Below are 19,132 nucleotides of genomic sequence, written 5' to 3' on the forward strand. Positions count from 1 at the left end.
CCCGCGCGCGCCCGGCCCGCGGCGATTCCGCGTGACAGCGCGGGCCGTCGTCGTGCACCGTGTCGCCATGCACGAGAGCACCGAGACGCCCGCCGCCGCCCCGTCGCTGGCGGTGCGGGCCGCCGCGCCCGCGACGCTGCCCGAGCCGGACCCCGCCGCCACGGGCCTGACCTGGCGGCCGCTCACCCGCGACGACGTCCCGGTGCTGGCCGCGCTGATCGCCCGCATCGAGGCCGCCGACGCCCAGCCGTTCCGCACGAGCGAGACCGAGGTCGGCGAGGGCTTCGACGGCGACTGGAAGGACCCGGCCCGGGACTCGCGCGTCGGCCTCGACGCCGAGGGCGTCCCGCGCGCCTGGATCACGCTCGACGCCCCGCCCGGCGACGTGCGGGTCATCCGGGTGTGGGTGTCGGGCGGCGTCGACCCGGCGTGGCGCGGTGGCGGGATCGGCCGGGCCCTGCTCGGGTGGGCCACCGCCCGGGCGCGGCAGAAGCTCGCGGAGTCCGGCAAGGACGCGCCCGGGCGGATCGCCGCCTTCCTGGAGGACCACCGCGCCGACGCCCTCGCCCTGCACGCGGCGGCCGGCTACGCGCCGATCCGCTACTTCACCGACATGCGCCGCGACCTGACCCGCCCGCTGCCCGAGCCGCGCCCGCTCGACGGCGTGCGGATCGTCCCGTGGTCGGCCGAGCTGGACGACGCCGTGCGGCTCGCGCACAACGAGGCGTTCGCCGACCACTGGGGGAGCGAGCCCCGGACGGCCGAGCACTGGCAGCAGGGCCGCGCGATGTTCGCGCCGCAGTGGAGCCACGTGGCCGTCGACGAGGCGACGGGCGAGGTCGCCGGGTACACGATCTCCGGCCGGTACGAGCACGACTGGGCGGTCGCGGGCTTCACCTCGGGCTACACCGAGCTGCTCGGCGTCCGCCGCGCCTGGCGCGGGAGGGGCCTGGCGCCGGCGCTCCTCACGGCCGCCATGGCGTCCTTCCGGGCGGACGGCATGCAGTACGCCGAGCTCGACGTCGACACCGAGAACCCGTCCGGCGCGCACGGCCTGTACGCCAGCCTCGGCTACGAGGTGACGCACGGCGCGATCATGTACACGATCGAGGTCTGACGGAACGGCCCCGCCGCGCGACGGCCTGGCCCTACGCTGTGCCCATGGCTCCAGAGGACGGGCGCGCGCAGGTGGACGAGGACGCCACGTGGCGCATGTACCTGGGACTCTCCCGGGAGATGTTCACGGCGCTCGAGCGCGGGCTCGGGGCCGACGCCGGCGTTTCCGTCGCCGACCTGGAGCTGCTGGAGCCGCTGCTCGCGGCGGGCCACCCGGGCCTGCGGGCGAAGGACCTCGCCGCGGCGGCCGAGTGGCAGGACAGCCGGGTGTCGCACCAGCTCCGGCGCATGGAGTCCCGCGGGCTGGTGACGCGGAGCCGCGACCGGCAGGACGGCCGCGGCACGGTCGTGTGCCTGACCGACGCGGGGGAGGCCGCCGCGCGCGCCGCGCAGCAGACCCGCCGGGTGCTGGTGCGGGACCTGCTGCTGTCGCCGCTGGACGAGGCGCAGGTGGCGTCGCTCGTCGAGGTGTCGGGCCTGGTGCGCGCCCGCATCGCCGCCACGGGCCACGCCCGCTGACGCGCCCGGGCCGGCTCCCCAGGACACGCCCGCGTCGCCCCGTCGCCCTCTCACGCATCGCCGAGATAGGACCCTTCCGCCGAGATAGGGCCGTCCACAGTCCTATCTCGGCGCGCAGGTCCTATCTCGGCGCAGGGCGCAGGGCGCGCCCGGGCGGCGTCAGCCGATCGCCAGCGGCGGGGCCGCCAGCGGCTGCCCCGAGCCGTCCCGGCGCTCGTCCGGCTCCGGCAGGTCGACCGGCTGCCCGGCCGACCCCGTCGCGCGCGCCGGCGCCGGGCCGACCCAGGCGAGGAACAGCGCGTCCTCGCCCTTGAGGAACCGGTGCGCCCGGACGCCGCCGGTGGCGCGGCCCTTGCCCGGGTACCGGGAGAACGGCGTCACCTTGGCCGAGCCGGTCTGGGTGCCGGGCAGCGCGCTCGACGACCCGGCGACGGTGACCACGACCGGGCCCTCGGCGTCGTCGGCCGCGTCGGACCCCGCGGGCAGCGCGCCGAAGTGCACGACCCGCTGGCCGGGCGCGAGCTTGATGCCCGCCATGCCGCCCGCGGGCCGGCCCTGCGGCCGCACGGAGGCCGCCGGGTAGTGCAGCAGCGCGGCGTCGGAGGAGACGAACACCAGCTCGTCCTCGTCGGTCACGGCGGCGGCGCCCACCACCTCGTCGCCGTCCTTGAGGCCGATGACCTCCCAGGAGTCGCGGTTGGCCGGCGGCTCGCCCGAGGTGACCCGCTTGACCACGCCCTGCGCCGTGCCGACGGCGAGCGTCGGGGCGTCGGCGGCCACGGACACCAGCCCGACCACCCGCTCGCCCTTGTCGAGCGCCAGCAGCTCGGACAGCGGCAGGCCGCCGGACAGGTTCGGCGCCCCGTCGGTCGGCGGCAGGCCGGGCAGGTCGAGCACGGACACCCGGCGGACGACGCCGCGGGAGGTCAGCACGCCGACCTCGCCGCGCACCGACGTCGCGACCGAGCCGGCGAGGACGTCGTGCTTGGACCGGCCCGCCCCGGGTGCGGGCCGCAGCTCGACGTCGGTGCTGCCGGTGCGCGCGACCAGGCCGGTCGCGGACAGCAGCGCGTAGCAGGGGGTGTCCTCGATCTCGAGCGACAGCGCGGGGGCGGCGGCCCGGCCGGACCGCGGCGCGGGCGCGCCCTCGGCGGCGGTGGCGACGCCGCCCGCGGACTCGAGCAGGATCGTGCGGCGCGGGGTGCCGTAGGTCGCGGCGACCTCGGCCATCTCGTCGCTGACCGTGGTCCGCAGCAGCGCCTCGTCGCCGAGGATCGCCTGCAGGGCCTCGATCTCGCCGAGCAGCTCGTCGCGCTCCTTCTCCAACTCGATGCGGGAGAACTTGGTCAGCCGGCGCAGCCGGAGCTCGAGGATGTACTCGGCCTGCGGCTCCGACAGGTCGAACACCTGGCGCAGCCGGGTGCGCGCGGCGTCCGCGTCGTCGGAGGACCGGATGACCTGGATGACCTCGTCGATGTCGACGATCGCGATGAGCAGGCCCTCGACCAGGTGCAGCCGCTCCTGCTTCTTCCGCAGCCGGAACTGGCTGCGGCGCCGCACCACGGAGATGCGGTGGTCGACCCACACCTGGAGCAGGTCGCGCAGCCCGAGGGTGCGCGGCTGGCCGTCGACCAGGGCGACGTTGTTGATCGAGAACGAGTCCTCGAGCGGGGTGTACCGGTAGAGCTGCTCCAGCACGGCCTCGGGGTTGAACCCGGTCTTCACCTCGATGACCAGGCGCAGCCCGTGCTGGCGGTCGGTGAGGTCGAGGGCGTCCGAGATGCCGGAGAGCTTCTTGGACTGCACGCCCTCCTTGATCTTCTCGATGACCTTCTCGGGCCCGACCGTGTACGGCAGCTCGGTGACGACGATGCCCTTGCGGCGCGGGGTGACGTTCTCGATCCGCGCGGTGGCCCGGGTCCGGAACGCGCCGCGGCCGGTGCGGTACGCGTCGCGCACGCCCTCCAGCCCGACGATCTTGCCGCCGCTGGGCAGGTCGGGGCCGGGCACGAACCGCATGAGCTCGTCGAGCGTGGCCTCGGGGTGCAGCACCAGGTGCCGGGCCGCCGCGACGACCTCGACCAGGTTGTGCGGCGCCATGTTGGTCGCCATGCCGACGGCGATGCCGGACGCGCCGTTGACCAGCAGGTTCGGGATCGCGGCGGGCAGCACGCCGGGCTGGGTCAGCTTGTTGTCGTAGTTCGGGACGAAGTCGACGACGTCCTCGTCCAGGCTCTGCGTCATCGCGAGCGCGGACGGCGCCATGCGCGCCTCGGTGTACCGCGGGGCGGCGGGCCCGTCGTCGAGCGAGCCGAAGTTGCCGTGCCCGTCCACGAGCGGCAGCCGCAGCGAGAACGGCTGCGCCATCCGCACCATCGCGTCGTAGATCGCTGTGTCGCCGTGCGGGTGCAGCTTGCCCATCACCTCGCCGACCACGCGGGCCGACTTCACGAACGGCCGGTCCGGGCGCAGGCCCATGTCGGACATCTGGAACAGGATCCGGCGCTGCACCGGCTTGAGCCCGTCCCGGGCGTCGGGCAGGGCGCGCGAGTAGATGACCGAGTAGGCGTACTCGAGGAACGAGCCCTCCATCTCGGTGGCGACGTCGATGTCGACGATGCGCTCGACGACGTCCTCGGGCGGGACGTCGGGGGTGCTGCTGCGGCGCGCCATGCTGGGGGCTGCTCCCGGGATCGACGGTGCGGGTGGTCGGCGCCCATTGTCGCCGCTCCGCGACCCCGCGGACCACCACGACGCGCGGCGCGCCGGTTCGTTAGGCTCGTGGGCATGGCCGAGAGCACCGGGGGCGCGCCCGACGAGGCGGCGGACTACCCGGAGAGCTGGGAGGCCGACGTCGTCCTCCGCGACGGCAGCACCACGCACGTGCGGCCGATCCGCCCCGAGGACGCGGACGCCCTGCAGGCGTTCCACGTCGGGCAGTCCGAGGCGTCGATCGTGTTCCGGTTCTTCGCGCCGCTGGAGCGGCTGGGGGACCGGGACCTCGCGCGGTTCACCCGCGTCGACCACCGGGACCGGGTCGCGCTGGTCGCGGTGACGGGGGACGACGCGATCATCGGCGTCGCCCGGTACGACAAGGTCGGCCCGGACGAGGCCGAGGTGGCCTTCAACATCGCCGACGCGCACCACGGCCGCGGGCTCGGCTCGGTCCTGCTGGAGCACCTGGCCGCGGCCGCGCGGGAGCGCGGCATCCGCCGGTTCACCGCCGACGTGCTGCCGCAGAACGGCCGGATGATCGCGGTGTTCCGCGAGGCCGGCTACTCGCTGCAGCAGCAGCTGGAGGACGGCGTGGTGACGGTGGGCTTCGACATCGACCCGACGGACCGGTCGCTCGCGGTGATGATGGCCCGCGAGCACGCCGCCGAGGCCCGCAGCGTCCAGGCGCTGCTCACGGCCCGGTCGGTGCTGGTCCTGTCGTCGCCGAGCGCGGAGCCGGGGTCGCTGGACGACCGGCGCGCCGAGCGCGTGCTCGCCGACCTCGTCGCGGGCGTCCCGTCCGCGGACGACCCGGCGCACCGCACGGGCGCGGTCACCGCCGCGGGCGGCGACGAGCGCGGCGTCGAGGTGCACGTGGTCGGCCGCCCCGCGCCCGCCGGCGCCGACCCGCGCCCGACGGTGCACCACTGGGACCGGCTCGACGACGTGCCCGGCCCGGTCGACCTCGCCGTGCTCGCCCTGCCCGCCGCGGAGGCCGTCGTCGCGGTGCGCGCGCTCGGCCGGCTCGGCGTCAAGGGCGTCGTCGTGCTGTCCGGCGGCTACGCCGAGCAGGGGCCGACCGGCCTCGCGCTGCAGCGCGCCCTGCTGCGGGCCGCGCACGCCGCCGGCCTCCGGGTGGTCGGCCCGCGGTCGTACGGGCTGCTCGCGCACGCCGCCGGCGGGCTGCTGAACGCCTCGCTCACCGAGGACCCGCCGCCGCCGGGGCGGATCGGCCTGTTCTGCCAGTCCGCCTCCACCGCGGTGTCGATCCTCGGCTCGGTGCGGCGCCGGCACCTCGGGCTGGCGCACCTGGTGTCCGCGGGCAACCGCGCCGACGTGTCCGGCAACGACCTCATGCAGTTCTGGCAGGACGACGACGCGACCGACGTCGTCGCGCTGTACCTGGAGTCGATCGGCAACCCCCGGAAGTTCTCCCGCGTCGCACGCCGCCTGGCGGCCGCCAAGCCGGTCGTCGTCGTGACCGCGGGCCGGTCCGGCCACGTGGTGCCGCCCGGGCACGCGGTCCGGCCCACCCAGGCGTCGCGGCAGACGCTGCAGGAGGTCATGCGCCGGTCGGGCGTCGTGCTGGTGGACAACGTGCACCAGATGCTCGAGGTGTCCCAGCTGTTCGCGCTCCAGCCGCTGCCGCCCGGGCGCCGGGCCGCCGTGGTGGCCTCGTCGTCCGCCGCCGCGTCGCTGGTGTCCGAGGCGCTGGCCGCCGCGGGGTTCACCGTGTCCCGCGCGCCGGCGATCCTGCACGAGGACGCCGACGACGCGAAGGTCGAGCGCACGTTCGCGGCGGTGTACGCCGACCCGGACGTCGAGGTCGTGGTCTCGATGCACGTGCCGACCGTCGGCCCGCGGGACGACCGGGTCGCCCAGGCGCTCGCCCGGCACGCCGCGGGGTCGGGCCGGACGTCGGTGGCCTGCCTGCTGGGCCTGCACGGCGCGACGCCCGCGCTCACCGCGCCCGACGCCGACGGCGTGCTGCGCACCGTGCCCGCGTACACGACGCCGGAGGACGCGGTGCTCGCGCTCGACCAGGCCGCCCGGTACGCGGCGTGGCGCGCGGCCGACCGCGGCCGGCTCGTCGCCCCCGAGGGCATCCACGCCCGCACCGCGCGCCGCCGGATCGCGGGCTGGCTCGACGAGGCCGGCAACCGCGCCTCGCTCGACCTCACGCCCGAGCAGGTCGCCGAGCTGCTGGGCCTCGCCGGGGTCGAGGTGCTCCCGACGGTCGGGGTGCACGACGCGGACGAGGCCGTCGCCGCGGCGGACCGCCTGGGCTGGCCGGTCGCGCTCAAGTCCACCGTGCCCGCGCTGCGGCATCGGTCCGACCTGGGCGGCGTGCGGCTCGACGTGCACGACGAGGCCGAGCTGCGCGCCGACGTCGACCAGGTGCTCGCGCTCGCCGCGGGCCGGGACCCCGAGCCCGGGCGCGCGCCGCTGGAGGTGCAGGCCATGGCCCCGCACGGGGTGGCGTGCGTCATCCGGTCCGCGGAGGACCCGCTGTTCGGCCCGGTGCTCGGCTTCGGGCTCGGCGGCGACACCACCGACCTGCTCGGCGACGTCGCCTGGGCGGTGCCGCCGCTCACCGACGTCGACGTGTCGGACATGGTCCGCGCCCCGCGGTCGTCCCCCCGGCTGTTCGGGTACCGGGGCGTCCCGCCGCTCGACGTCGCGGCGCTGGAGGACGTGCTCGCCCGGGTGGCGGTGCTGTCCGACCAGCTGCCGGAGCTGCTGCACCTGGAGCTGAACCCGGTCGTGGTGGCCGAGCGCGGCGCGTACGTGCTGGGCGCGATGGCCCGGGTCGGGGTGGCCGGCACCCGCGCCGACGGCCCGCGCCGCGCCCTGCCCGCCTGACCCGGCGGGCGGGGGGTGTGACGGCGCCGCCCCTCGGGTGGGAGGATGTCCGGGTGCCTGCACCCTCCACCGACCTGCTCCGTGACCTGCACCGCGCCGGGTACTACCCCGACCTGGTCGCCGACGTCCTGGACGTCGCGCTCGCGGACGAGCCCGTCGAGGCCTACCTCGTGCACCCCGAGACCACGTTCGACGCGCAGGAGGTGCGCCGGCACGTGACCGTCCTGGCGCTCACCCCGACGCGGCTCGTGGTCGCGCACGTCGACGACCACCCCGCCGACAGCGAGCACCCCTCGGCCAGCGCGGCCGCGACCACGGAGGCCGTCCCGCTCTCCGAGCTGCGCTCGGTCGCGCTGACCCACGTGATCGCCAGCCCGGAGCAGCACCGCCCGGGGACGGCCGCGGCCGAGCTCACGCTCGCGGTCGGCTGGGGCGCGGTGTCCCGGGTCGACCTGGAGCCCGCCGGCTGCGCGGACCCGGGCTGCGAGGCGGACCACGGCCTGACCGGCACCCTGACGCCCGACGACGTGGTGGTCCGGGTGTCCGCGGTCGCCGAGGGCGAGGGCGCCGTCCGCGACGCCGTGGCGTTCGCCAAGCGGCTCTCCGCGGCGAGCGCGCGCTGACGATGACCGCCGCCGCGTCGTCCACCGTGCCGGCCAAGCTCGCGGACGCGGGCCTCGTGCCGCCCGACTACGAGGGCCCCTCGCTGTCCGGGCTGCTGCCCGCCGTCGCCGACGCCCTCGGCGCGCCCGTCCCGGACGGCCCGGCCCGCCGCGCCCAGCTGGGCCTGCCGGCGGCGCACCGGGTGTGCGTCGTCCTGGTCGACGGCCTGGGCTACGAGAACCTCACCGAGCGCGCGGGGCACGCGCCGTTCCTGCGGTCGCTGCTGAACGGCGCGGGGCCGCTGTCCGCGGGCTACCCGTCGACGACGGCCGCGTCCATGGGCTCGTTCGGCACCGGCACCGGCCCCGGCCGCACCGGCCTGGTCGGCTACACGGTCCGCAACCCCGCGAGCGGCGGCCTGGCCAACATGGTGTCCTGGGACGGCCTCGGCCCGGCGCGGGAGTGGCAGCGCGAGCCCACGGTGTTCGAGCGGCTGGTCGCGCACGGCGTGACGGTCACCACCGTCGGCCCCGCGAAGTTCATGGGCTCCGGCCTCACGGAGGCGGCGCTGCGCGGCGGCGGCTACCGCGCGGCGGAGTCGCTGGCGCAGCGGGTCGACGCGGCGCTGCGGCTGCTGCGGGAGCCCGGGCTCGTGTACCTGTACTGGGGCGACGTCGACAAGACCGGCCACCACGAGGGCGCCGGCTCCTGGCAGTGGGGCGACCAGCTCGAGGCGCTCGACGGCGAGCTGCGCCGGCTGGTCCGCTCGCTGCCGAAGAACGCGACCGTGGTCGTCACCGCGGACCACGGCATGGTCGACGTCGACCCGTCGCGGCGCCGGGACGTGGCGACCACCCCCGGGCTGGCCGAGGGCGTGGCGCTGGTCGCGGGGGAGCCGCGCGCGCTGCACGTGCACCTCGAGCCCGGCGTGGACCCGCGCGCGGCCGAGGCCCGGTGGGCCGACGTGCTCGGCGACGACGCGGTGGTGCTCACCGGGGACGACGCCGTCGCGGCCGGGCTGTTCGGGCCGGTGTCCGGGCACGTGCGACCGCTGATCGGCGACCTCGTCGTCGCGGCGACCGGGCGGGCCACGGTGGTCGACTCCCGGACGCAGACCCCGGCCTCGCTGCAGCTCGTCGGCGTGCACGGCTCGCTGACCCCCGCGGAGCTGCGGGTGCCGCTGCTCGCGGTGCACACCTGAGCCGTCCGGCCCCACCCCGCACGACCCCAGCACGACGAGGAACGAGGAGCACGTGGCCGAGCTGGTCTTCTTCTGCGGCACCATGGACTGCGGCAAGTCCACCCTGGCGCTGCAGATGCACCACAACCACACGGCACGGGGCCGGGGCGGGGTGCTGTTCACCCAGAACGACCGGGCGGGGGAGCACGTGCTGTCCTCGCGGCTCGGCCTGTCCGTCCCCGCGCACGAGGTCACGCCGGCGACCGACTTCTGGGCCGAGGTCGTGCAGCGGCGCAGCCGCGGGGCGCGGGTGGACTTCCTCATCTGCGACGAGGCGCAGTTCTACTCCGCCGAGCAGGTCGAGCAGCTCGGCCGGGTCGTCGACGACCTGGACGTGGACGTGTTCGCCTTCGGGATCACCACCGACTTCCGCACCCGGCTGTTCGCGGGCTCCGCGCGGCTGCTCGAGCTCGCCGACCGGGTCGAGACGCTCCAGGTCCAGGCGCTGTGCTGGTGCGGCGCGCGGGCCACGCAGAACGCCCGCACCGAGCACGGGGTCATGGTCGTCGAGGGGGCGCAGGTCGTCGTCGGGGACGTGACGGTGCCGACCGAGGACGACGCGGTGGGGTACGAGGTGCTGTGCCGGAAGCACCACCGGCTCCGGATGACCGCGCGCACGTCGGGCGCGCCGGCGCTGTCGCCGCAGACGCTGGGCCTGCTGCCCGGCGACTGAGCCCGCCGCGGGACCGCGCGGGGCCGGCGTCACCGCCCCCGCGCGGACCTCACTCCGGCTTCGCGCCGAACACGATCTCGTCCCAGCTCGGCACCTTCGGCCGGCCGCGGCGCCCGCCGGACCGCGGCTTGGGCTGGTCCTCGGGCCGGGTCGGCGTGGTGTCCTCGTCGGGCGCGGGCGCGGGCGCGCGGCCGGCCGCGGGGGCGGGCCCCGGCTCGCCGGGCTCGAGCGCGACCGGGGTCTCCGGCTCGTCCTCGACCGCCCGCGGGCGGGCCGGCGCCGGGTAGATCCGGGCCTCGGCGGCTGGCTCGACGTCGACCGGGTGCGCCCCGGGCGCCGCCGGCTCGTCGAGCTGGCCGAAGTCGAACGCGTGCTGCGGCCCGAAGCCGCCGAACGCGTCGCCGTCCTCGTCGTCCTCCAGGTCGAGCGTCTGCCGCACGCCGCGCCGGGCGCGCAGGTCGTCGAGCAGCTCGTGGGTGGCCCGCAGGTCGTCCGCGGGGTCCTCCTCCTCGCGGTGCTGCGCGCGCCCGGGGGCGTCCACCGCGGCGAGCACCGGGCGCACGTCGGCGTCCACGTCGTACACGAGGTCGCGCACCGCGGACAGGTGCCGGCGGGGGACCGGGCCGTCGGCGATCTCCGTCTCGGAGAGCCAGCGGGCCTCGTCCTCCTCCGCGTGCACCGCGCGCGCCTGCGCGTCGTAGGACCAGCGCGCCTCGCGGGCGTCGTCCTCCACGCGGAACCGCGCGACGACGACCCAGCCGCCGCCGCCCTCGCGGAACGCGTCCCAGGTCACCGCCGCCGTGTCCACGCCGCGCGCCGCGAGCCGGTCGACCACCAGCTCGCCCAGCACGGGGGCGCCCACGTCGCGGCCCACCCGGGTCCCGCGCGCCTGCTCGGCCACGAACTCGCGCTCGGCGAGCACGGGCCCCTCGAACCGCCGCACGTGCTCCACGGCCAGCCCGGACTCCTCGGCGATCTGCTCCGCGGACTGCCCGGCGCGCACGCGCGCCTGGATCTCCCGCGGGCTCGGCACGCCCGACTGCTCGGCGCGGATCTGCTCCAGCTGCGGGCGGTCGCGGCGCACCGCGGCGCGCAGCGGCTCGTCGATGCGCAGGCGGTAGCGCTGCCCGTCGGCCGCGGCGAGGACCAGGTGCTCCCCGTCCTCGTGCAGCCCGATCAGCTCCAGCTCGGCCATCACCTCTCCCATCGTTCCGCGGACGAGCCTGCCATCGCCGGGGCCCGATCCCGGGGAGGCTCGGCGGTGCGCCGCCGGAACTCCCGGCTGCCATGATCTCCCCTGTGCACGTCGACCTCCCCCTGCAGCCCGTGCTCGAGCTCCTGGGCGTGTTCGTCGGCGCGCTGTCCGGCGGGCTCGCCGCGGTGCGCAAGGGCTTCGACATCTTCGGCATCGTCGTCCTGGCCTGGGTCGCCGGCCTCGGCGGCGGCATCCTGCGCGACGTCCTGATCGGCGCGATCCCGCCCGTCGGCATCGCGCAGTGGGAGTTCGTCGCGACGGCCTGCGCCGCGGGGCTGCTGACCTGGGCCGCGCACCCGGCGCTGCACCGGCTCCGCCGGCTCGTGCTGGTGCTGGACGCCGGGGCGCTGGCGCTGTTCACCGTCGTCGGGACGATCAAGGCCCTGGAGTACGGCGTCGGGGCGACCGCCGCGGTGTTCGCGGGGATCATCACCGGCGTCGGCGGCGGGGTCCTGCGCGACCTGCTCACCGGCGAGCTGCCCGCCGTGCTGCACCAGCGCCAGCTCTACGCGATCCCGTCGCTGCTGGGCGCGCTCGTGCTCGCCGTGCTGTGGCGCGAGGACGCGCTGTCCGAGGGCACCGTGGTCGCCGCCGTCGTGGCGGTGCTCGGCATCCGGCTGGTCGCGCTGCGGTTCGGCTGGCGGGCGCCGGGGCCGTGGGACCGCGCGGCCGCCCGCGCCCGGCTGGGCCGCGTGGGCGGGGTGGGGCGCGCCGCGCGGGCGCCGCGCGAGCAGCCCGCGCCGCTGCTGCGCTGGGTGGCCCGGGTGCGCCGGTCGCGGGCGGCGGGCCGGGACGAGGCGCGCGGCCCGGGCGGCGGCGGGGGACCGGGCGCCGGCTGAGCCCCCGCGCGGGCGCCCGCTCGGGCAGGATGGGCCGCGTGACGAGCGCCTCCGAGTCTCCCGCCGCCCCCCTGCCGGACCCCGCCGAGGTCCGCGCCCTCACCGAGCTCGCCGAGCGCCTCGCGCGCTCCGCGGGCGACCTGATCCGCACCACCAGTCCGGAGCGGGTCCAGGTGGCCGCCACCAAGTCCAGCGACGTCGACCCGGTCACCGCGATGGACCTCGCGTCCGAGACGCACCTGCGCGCCCTGCTCGCCGAGCACCGGCCGCAGGACGGTGTGCTGGGCGAGGAGCACGGCCTGGAGCCCGGCACGAGCGGGCTCACCTGGGTGCTGGACCCGATCGACGGCACGGTCAACTACCTCTACGGCGTCCCGGCGTTCGCGGTCTCGGTCGGCGTCGTCGCCGGCGAGCCCGACCCCGCGCGCTGGACCCCCGTCGCCGGGTGCGTGCACGCGGTCGCGGACGGCCGCACGTACACCGCCGGGCGGGGGCAGGGCGCGTTCCGCGACGGGCGGCGGCTCGAGGTGAACCCGGCCCGCCCGCTCGCCACGTCGCTGGTCGGCACGGGCTTCGGGTACCTCGAGGAGCGCCGCCGCGCGCAGGGCCGGGTGCTGGCCGCGCTGCTGCCGCGGGTGCGGGACATCCGGCGCATCGGCTCGGCGGCGCTGGACCTGTGCCGGGTGGCCGAGGGCTCCCTCGACGCGCACTACGAGCGGGGCCTGAACCCCTGGGACCTCGCCGCCGGCCAGATCATCGCGATCGAGGCGGGCGCGCAGGTCAGCGGCCTGCGGGGGCGTCCCGCGGGCGTCGAGATGTCGGTCGTGGGGCCCGCCGCGACGGTCCACGAGCTGGCCGCGCTGCTCGCCGAGCTGGGCGCCGACGCGGACGACTGAGCCCGGGGTGCGCGGCGCCCCGAAATGAGGCACAATCCGGGGCGCCCGACCGGGAACAAACGGCGTCCCCCGTTCGCTTGATCCCGCGTACGACGATCCCGACCACCAGACGGAGCGTGACCACACCACATGGCAACCGACTACGACGCCCCGCGCAAGACCGAGGAGGACCTCAGCGAGGACTCGCTGCAGGAGCTCCAGGCCCGGCGCTCCGACAAGAACTCGGGCGTGGTGGACGAGGACGAGACCGAAGCGGCCGAGGGGTTCGAGCTCCCGGGCGCGGACCTGTCGGGCGAGGAGCTCTCCGTCCGGGTGCTGCCGCGCCAGGCCGACGAGTTCACCTGCTCGAAGTGCTTCCTGGTCCACCACCGCAGCCAGCTCGCGTACGAGAAGGACGGCATGCCCGTCTGCTCGGAGTGCGCGGCCTGAGCTGCTGACCGGGCGCGCCGACCGCCGCGCAGGCGGGCGGGCGCGCCCCACCCAGCCGTCACGACGCCGGCCGGACCCCCGTGGTCCGGCCGGCGTCGTCGTCCCCGGGCCGGGTCAGGCCGCCGGGGAGCCGCCGTCGACGGGGCCGCCCAGCGCCGCGACGAGCTCCGCCGGCCGCCGGGTCGAGACCAGCCAGTACGGCGTCGGGTCCGCCGGGTCGTCCAGCTCGACCCGCACCGCGGTCCGCACCCAGCCGCGCAGGCACACGTGGGCGCGGGCGTCCAGGCCGGGGCCGAGCTCGTGCCGGGTCTCGTCCGCGTCGAGCGCGCGCGGCGCCCGCAGCAGCGCGACCGGGACGTGCGCGTCCCCGGCGTGCAGCTCGCCGCCCTCGACGCGCACCCGGGTGGCGAGGCGCGCGGCGGCCAGCGCGGCGGCGACCAGGCCGAGGGCGGCGCCGACCGCCGCGGCCACGGGGGACAGCGGCAGCAGCACGATGCCGAGCATCGCGGCGAGGGCGGGCACGGCGACCCAGCCGGCGGGGGAGGGCCAGAGGCGCTCGGCGAAGGCGGGGGCGGTCGTCGTCTGCACGGCCCCAGCATCCCACCTGCGGCGGCGGGTAGGGTCGGGGCCCGTGACGGACGACGCGCCCGCCCCGGCGGCCACCGAGACCATGACCATCCTGCTGCGCCGCCTCGACGAGGGCGTGCCGGTCCCGGCCTACGCGCACCCCGGCGACGCCGGCGCGGACCTGGTCACCCGGGTGGACGCGACCCTCGAGCCGGGCGAGCGGGTCACCGTGCCGACCGGGATCGCGATCGCGCTGCCCGAGGGCTACGCGGCCTTCGTGCACCCGCGGTCCGGCCTGGCCGCGCGGCACGGCCTCACGATCGTCAACGCGCCGGGCACCGTGGACGCGGGCTACCGCGGCGAGATCGCCGTGACCCTGCTCAACACGGACGCGCGCGAGCCGGTCGTGCTGCACCGCGGCGACCGCGTGGCCCAGCTGGTGGTCCAGCGGGTCGAGCGCGCGCTGTTCGTCGAGGCCGACGAGCTGCCGGACTCGGTCCGCGGCACGGGCGGGTTCGGGTCGAGCGGCGGCTGGCGCGCGGCCGGCGCCGCGGGCGGGCCCGGCGGCGCGCCCGCCGGTGCGCCCACGGCGGACACGCAGGCGGCCCGCTAGGTGGTCCGTCGCGTGCGGACTATCGTGGAGACGAACGCGCCCGCGACGCGGGCGACCCGGAGAGGGGACTGAGGGTGGCGCTATTCCGGCGCGGTGCGAAGGACCGCACCGCCCAGGACGAGACCGCGGCCGGCGTCGACGCAGCCGAGGGGGCCGCCGACCAGGCCGGCACCGCGGCCGCCGCGGACGACGGAGCCGCGGTGCAGGACGCGACCCCGGAGGACGCGGCCCCGACCGCGGTCGACCGGTCCGCCGGCCCCTGGGACTCCGGCGAGGAGGTCCCGGCCGGCCCGCGCGTCGACCTGGGCGCCCTGCGGCTGCCCGGCGTGCACGGCATGGAGCTGCGCATGGAGATCGACAAGAAGTCCGGCACCGTGACGGCGGTCGGCGTGACGATCGACGGCTCGACCCTGCAGATGCAGGCGTTCGCCGCGCCGCGGACCGACGGCATCTGGGACGAGATCCGCGAGGAGATCGGCGAGTCCGTGCGCAAGCAGGGGGGCGCCGTCGACGACGTGCCCGGGCCGTTCGGCCGCGAGCTGCTCGCCCGCCTCCCCGTGCGCACCCCCGAGGGCCGCACCGGCCACCGCCCCGCGCGGTTCGTCGGCGTCGACGGCCCCCGCTGGTTCCTGCGCGGCGTCATCACCGGCCGCGCCGCGGTCGACGAGGAGGCCGCCGGCACCCTCGAGGACCTGTTCCGCAGGACGGTCGTCGTCCGCGGCACCGAGGCCCGCGCCCCGCGCGACCTGCTCGCGCTGACGCTGCCGAACCAGGCCGACGGCGTCGCCGCCCAGCCCGCCGCCCCGGCCGCACCCACGTTCGACCCGCTGAAGCGCGGGCCGGAGATCACGGAGATCCGCTGACATGTCGCCGCTGTCGCTGCGCGAGGGCCTCCGCCGGGCCGTCGCCTCGCAGGAGGAGATCGAGGCCTCGGAGGAGCGCGAGGACGCGGTCCGCGCGACGGGCTGCATGCCCGTCGACCAGACCCCGGACCGGCACCGCGCCAAGGTCTCCGGCGTGATCCGCTCGGTGGTGCTGCGCCCCCGCCAGGGCGTGCCCGCGCTCGAGGCCGACCTGTACGACGGCAGCGGCAACCTGGTCCTCGTGTGGCTGGGCCGCCGCGAGATCGCCGGCATCGAGCCGGGCCGCCGGCTCAAGGTCGAGGGGCTGGTGTGCACCCGCGAGGGCCGGCGCTCCATGTACAACCCGCGCTACGAGCTGCGGCCCCGGCCGGGTGAGTGAGCCGACGCCGGCCGGCGGCCACGAGCCGCCGGTGACGCCGGTCCCGGCGGGCGTGCCCGACGCGCCCGTGCCGCCCGCCGCCGCGCCCGAGGACGCGGTGCCCGCCCGCGGGATGCGCGCGATCGAGGCGGAGCACTTCTCGTTCCTCGACGCGGTGGGCGGCGTGCGCGGCATCGTCGAGGCGGTGCTGCCCGGCCTGCTGTTCGTCGTCGTGTTCGTGGCGTCCGGCCAGCAGCTGCGTCCGGCGCTCGTCGCCGCGGTCGCCGCCGTCGTGGTGGCGGTCGTCGCCCGGCTCGCGCAGCGCACGCCCGTGACCCAGGCGCTCTCGGGCGCGGTCGGCATCGGCATCGGCGCCCTCATCGCCACCCAGACGGGCCGCGCGCAGGACTTCTACCTGTGGGGTCTGCTGGTCAACGCCGCGTACCTCGTCCCGTTCGCGGCGTCCGCCCTCGCCGGCTGGCCGCTGGTCGGGCTCGTGCTCGGCCTGTTCCGCGCGGACGGCCCCCTGCAGGCCGAGGGCTCGTGGTCCGGCGCGCTCGCCTGGCGGCGGGACCCCGAGCTGCGCCGCCGCTACACGTGGGCGACCTGGCTGTGGGCGGCCATGTTCGCGCTGCGCCTGGCCGTGCAGGTGCCGCTGTACCTCGCGGGTCAGGTCGCCTGGCTCGGCACCGCGAAGCTCGTGATGGGCGTGCCGCTCACCGCCCTGGTGCTGTGGGCGAGCTGGATCCTGGTACGCGGCTCGACAGCAGCGCGGCCAGGTCCTCCTCGGACGCGTCCCGCCCCGTGACGAACAGCAGCTCGTCGCCGCCCTCCAGGGTGTCGTCCCCGGACGGCTGGAACGGGCGGTCGTCCCGGACGATCGCCGCGAGCACGGTGTCGGCCGGCCAGTCGATCTGACCGACCAGCGAGCCGGCGAGCGGGGAGCCCTCGGGCAGCGTGAGCTCGAGGATGTCCGCGCCGGACTGGTGGAACGTGAAGATCCGCACCAGGTCGCCGACGGAGACGGCCTCCTCGATCATCGCCGTCATGATCCGCGGGGTGGAGACGGCGACGTCCACGCCCCACGCCTCGTCGAACATCCACTCGTTCTTCGGGTTGTTCACCCGGGCGACGGTGCGCGGCACCCCGTACTCGGTCTTGGCGAGCAGCGAGATGACCAGGTTGGCCTTGTCGTCGCCGGTCGCGGCCACCACGACGTCGCACTCGTCGGTGCGCGCCTGGGTCAGCGTCGGCAGCTCGCACGCGTCGGCGAGCAGCCAGTCTGCGTCGGCCACCTGCGCGACGCGCATGGCGGACGGCTGGCGGTCGATGAGCGTGACCTCGTGCCCGTTGGCGAGGAGCTCGCGCGCGATGGAGCGGCCGACGGAGCCGGCGCCCGCGATGACGACCCTCACGCCTGCACCTCCGGGGCCGCGGTGACGACGCGCTCGACGGCGGACTGCTCGTCGGCGCGGAGCAGCAGGTGCACGATGTCGCTCTCCTGGAGGACGGTGTTCGCGTCGGGCAGCAGCCCGTCGCCGTAGCGGGTCAGGTAGGCGATCCGGGCGCCGGCCGCCTCCTCGAGCAGGCGCAGCGGCTTGCCGACCCAGCCGGGGTGCACGTCGACCTCGGACAGGCTGATCTTCCCCGACGCGTCGGTGAACTGGCTGGTCGCGCCCATGGGCAGCAGCCGCCGGAGCACCTGGTCGGCGGTCCACCGGACGGTCGCCACCGTCGGGATGCCGAGCCGCTGGTAGATCTCGGCGCGGTGCGGGTCGTAGATCCGGGCGACCACGTTCTCGACGCCGAACGTCTCGCGCACGACGCGCGCGGCGAGGATGTTCGAGTTGTCGCCGTCGGACACGGCCGCGAAGCCGTACGCGTCGTCGATGCCCGCCTGGCGGAGCGTGTCCCGGTCGAAGCCGAGGCCGGTCACCTTGCTCCCGGCGAACTCCGCGTCGAGGCGGCGGAACGAGTCGGGGTTCTGGTCGATCACCGCGACGGAGTGCCCGTGGGCCTCCAGCGACTGCGCGAGCGTCGCGCCGGCGCGGCCGCAGCCCATGATGACGAAGTGCACAACGCGGAACGCTATACCTAGCGCGGACCGCCGGGCACGCCGGTGGTCCCGGGTGGGCCCGGGGCGCCCGGGTGGGTCGGCCGGCGGGGTCCCGGGGCGGGTCCGGTGCCGGAACCGCCCGGGTGCGCCTAGCATGGTCGCTCGTGCCGGATCTCGCGGATGCCGCCAAACGCTTGCTGCTGGGCCGACCGGTCCGCAGCGAGAACCTGGGGCACACCCTCCTCCCGAAGCGGATCGCCCTGCCGATCTTCGCGTCGGACGCGCTGTCGTCCGTCGCCTACGCCCCCGACGAGGTGCTGCTGACGCTCGCCCTCGCCGGCGTGAGCGCCACCGTCATCTCCCCGTGGGTCGGCCTGGCCGTCGTCGTCGTGATGGTCACCGTCATCGCGTCGTACCGGCAGAACGTGCACGCGTACCCCTCGGGCGGCGGCGACTACGAGGTCGCCACCGTGAACCTCGGGCCGAAGGCGGGCGTCACCGTCGCGAGCGCGCTGCTGGTCGACTACGTGCTCACCGTCGCGGTGTCCGTGTCGTCCGGCGCGCAGTACGCGGCGTCGGCGATCCCGGCGCTGCGCGGCCACGAGGCGCTGTTCGCCGTGGTCATCGTCGTGCTGCTCACGCTGGCGAACCTGCGCGGCGTCCGGGAGTCCGGCAACGCGTTCGCGATCCCGGTGTACCTGTACATGGTCGCCGTGGGCAGCACCGCGATCTTCGGCTTCGTGCAGTACCTGACCGGGGACCTGCAGCCGGCCGCGTCCAGCGCGCTGACGATCGTCCCCGCCGACGGGTTCGACCAGGGGCTGATGGGCGCCGCGGGAGCGTTCCTCGTGCTGCGCGCGTTCGCGTCCGGGTCCGCCGCCCTCACCGGCGTCGAGGCGATCAGCAACGGCGTGCCGTCGTTCCGGAAGCCCAAGTCGAAGAACGCCGCGACCACCCTGCTGCTGCTCGGCGGGCTGTCGGTGTTCCTCATCATGTCGATCCTGACGCTGGCCCGGCTGACGGGCGTGCACTACGTCGAGGACCCGTCGACGCAGCTGCTGGACGACGGCGTGCCGGTCGGCGAGGGGTACGTGCAGGACCCGGTCATCGGGCAGCTCGCGCAGACGATCTTCCACTCGTTCCCGCCGGCGTTCTACCTGGTGTCCGTCGTCACCGGCCTCATCCTGATCCTCGCCGCGAACACGGCGTTCAACGGGTTCCCGGTGCTCGGCTCGATCCTCGCGAAGGACGGCTACCTGCCGCGCCAGCTGCACACCCGCGGCGACCGGCTCGCGTTCTCCAACGGGATCATCGCCCTGGCCGCCGGCGCGATCGCGCTGATCCTGGCCTTCGACGCCCAGGTCACCCGGCTCATCCAGCTGTACATCGTGGGCGTGTTCGTGTCGTTCACGCTGTCCCAGCTCGGGATGATCAAGCACTGGACGCGCGAGCTGCGGACCCAGCCCGACCCCGACCGCCGCCGGCAGATGCTCCGGTCCCGGGTGATCAACGCGATCGGCTTCGGCAT

Annotated in this window: 19 protein-coding genes; 14 read left to right on the top strand and 5 right to left on the bottom strand. The window is 76.4% G+C overall.

Annotation, left to right across the window (positions count from 1 at the left end; genetic code table 11):
- The first annotated feature begins 67 nt into the window (after positions 1-67).
- Both VER05_RS08320 and VER05_RS08325 read left to right on the top strand, forming a co-directional pair.
- On the top strand, positions 68-1,117 hold the full coding sequence (locus VER05_RS08320; RefSeq protein WP_324844901.1) for a GNAT family N-acetyltransferase: 1,050 nt from the start codon (positions 68-70) through the stop codon (positions 1,115-1,117).
- A 44-nt stretch (positions 1,118-1,161) separates the two neighbouring features.
- On the top strand, positions 1,162-1,635 hold the full coding sequence (locus VER05_RS08325) for a MarR family winged helix-turn-helix transcriptional regulator (protein WP_324844902.1): 474 nt from the start codon (positions 1,162-1,164) through the stop codon (positions 1,633-1,635).
- Between the two features lie 159 nt (positions 1,636-1,794).
- On the opposite strand, the gene VER05_RS08330 is transcribed toward VER05_RS08325, so the two are convergent.
- Entirely contained in the window at positions 1,795-4,308 is a 2,514-nt protein-coding gene (locus tag VER05_RS08330) for a DNA topoisomerase IV subunit A (RefSeq protein WP_324844903.1), read from the bottom strand.
- A 114-nt stretch (positions 4,309-4,422) separates the two neighbouring features.
- Here VER05_RS08330 and VER05_RS08335 point away from each other — a divergent pair, with 114 nt between their 5' ends.
- From VER05_RS08335 to VER05_RS08350, 4 genes are read left to right on the top strand one after another with little or no spacing between them, the layout of a single operon-like run.
- Positions 4,423-7,212, top strand: coding sequence for a GNAT family N-acetyltransferase (locus VER05_RS08335; RefSeq protein WP_324844905.1), 2,790 nt, complete (start codon positions 4,423-4,425; stop codon positions 7,210-7,212).
- 53 nt (positions 7,213-7,265) lie between these two features.
- Complete coding sequence (locus tag VER05_RS08340) at positions 7,266-7,835, top strand: DUF5998 family protein (protein ID WP_324844906.1); 570 nt, start codon at positions 7,266-7,268, stop codon at positions 7,833-7,835.
- A gap of 2 nt (positions 7,836-7,837) precedes the next feature.
- Positions 7,838-9,016, top strand: coding sequence for an alkaline phosphatase family protein (locus tag VER05_RS08345; RefSeq protein WP_324844907.1), 1,179 nt, complete (start codon positions 7,838-7,840; stop codon positions 9,014-9,016).
- 52 nt (positions 9,017-9,068) lie between these two features.
- Positions 9,069-9,728, top strand: coding sequence for a thymidine kinase (locus tag VER05_RS08350; protein WP_324844908.1), 660 nt, complete (start codon positions 9,069-9,071; stop codon positions 9,726-9,728).
- A gap of 49 nt (positions 9,729-9,777) precedes the next feature.
- On the opposite strand, the gene sepH is transcribed toward VER05_RS08350, so the two are convergent.
- A complete protein-coding gene (gene sepH, locus VER05_RS08355; RefSeq protein ID WP_324844909.1) occupies positions 9,778-10,923 on the bottom strand; it encodes a septation protein SepH in 1,146 nt (381 codons plus the stop codon).
- Positions 10,924-11,027: 104 nt separating this feature from the next.
- On the opposite strand from sepH, the gene VER05_RS08360 reads away from it, so the two are divergent.
- From VER05_RS08360 to VER05_RS08370, 3 genes are all read left to right on the top strand, one after another.
- Positions 11,028-11,822 (top strand): trimeric intracellular cation channel family protein, encoded by a 795-nt coding sequence (locus VER05_RS08360; RefSeq protein WP_324844910.1) that lies wholly within the window; start codon positions 11,028-11,030, stop codon positions 11,820-11,822.
- 38 nt (positions 11,823-11,860) lie between these two features.
- Entirely contained in the window at positions 11,861-12,718 is an 858-nt protein-coding gene (locus VER05_RS08365) for an inositol monophosphatase family protein (RefSeq protein WP_324844911.1), read from the top strand.
- Between the two features lie 129 nt (positions 12,719-12,847).
- Positions 12,848-13,147, top strand: a complete 300-nt coding sequence (locus VER05_RS08370; RefSeq protein WP_146835284.1) for a DUF4193 domain-containing protein — start codon at positions 12,848-12,850, stop codon at positions 13,145-13,147.
- 114 nt (positions 13,148-13,261) lie between these two features.
- Here VER05_RS08370 and VER05_RS08375 read toward each other — a convergent pair whose 3' ends face one another.
- On the bottom strand, positions 13,262-13,735 hold the full coding sequence (locus VER05_RS08375) for a DUF3093 domain-containing protein (protein ID WP_324844912.1): 474 nt from the start codon (positions 13,733-13,735) through the stop codon (positions 13,262-13,264).
- Positions 13,736-13,817: 82 nt separating this feature from the next.
- Here VER05_RS08375 and dut point away from each other — a divergent pair, with 82 nt between their 5' ends.
- The 4 genes from dut to VER05_RS08395 all read left to right on the top strand — a co-directional run bounded on the left by dut (position 13,818) and on the right by VER05_RS08395 (position 16,356).
- Positions 13,818-14,327, top strand: a complete 510-nt coding sequence (dut, locus tag VER05_RS08380) for a dUTP diphosphatase (protein ID WP_324844916.1) — start codon at positions 13,818-13,820, stop codon at positions 14,325-14,327.
- A 74-nt stretch (positions 14,328-14,401) separates the two neighbouring features.
- Entirely contained in the window at positions 14,402-15,190 is a 789-nt protein-coding gene (locus VER05_RS08385) for a DUF3710 domain-containing protein (protein ID WP_414647585.1), read from the top strand.
- 10 nt (positions 15,191-15,200) lie between these two features.
- The gene (locus VER05_RS08390; protein WP_324844918.1) at positions 15,201-15,569 is read left to right on the top strand and encodes an OB-fold nucleic acid binding domain-containing protein; all 369 of its coding nucleotides are present in this window, start codon (positions 15,201-15,203) and stop codon (positions 15,567-15,569) included.
- Between the two features lie 31 nt (positions 15,570-15,600).
- A complete protein-coding gene (locus tag VER05_RS08395) occupies positions 15,601-16,356 on the top strand; it encodes a DUF3159 domain-containing protein (protein ID WP_324844913.1) in 756 nt (251 codons plus the stop codon).
- On the opposite strand, the gene VER05_RS08400 is transcribed toward VER05_RS08395, so the two are convergent.
- Together VER05_RS08400 and VER05_RS08405 are read right to left on the bottom strand one after the other, a co-directional pair.
- The gene (locus VER05_RS08400; protein ID WP_324844914.1) at positions 16,265-16,963 is read right to left on the bottom strand and encodes a TrkA family potassium uptake protein; all 699 of its coding nucleotides are present in this window, start codon (positions 16,961-16,963) and stop codon (positions 16,265-16,267) included. The two genes, VER05_RS08395 and VER05_RS08400, sit on opposite strands and share 92 nt — an antisense overlap.
- Positions 16,960-17,610, bottom strand: coding sequence for a TrkA family potassium uptake protein (locus tag VER05_RS08405; protein ID WP_324844919.1), 651 nt, complete (start codon positions 17,608-17,610; stop codon positions 16,960-16,962). Before VER05_RS08405 ends, VER05_RS08400 begins: the two co-directional genes overlap by 4 nt.
- 158 nt (positions 17,611-17,768) lie before the next feature.
- On the opposite strand from VER05_RS08405, the gene VER05_RS08410 reads away from it, so the two are divergent.
- On the top strand, positions 17,769-19,132 hold a 1,364-nt coding region (locus VER05_RS08410; protein ID WP_324844915.1), incomplete at its 3' end, for an APC family permease.

Origin of the sequence: Cellulomonas sp., from assembly GCF_035634735.1 — a bacterium.
In the GTDB taxonomy this organism is placed as follows: Bacteria; Actinomycetota; Actinomycetes; order Actinomycetales; family Cellulomonadaceae; genus Cellulomonas.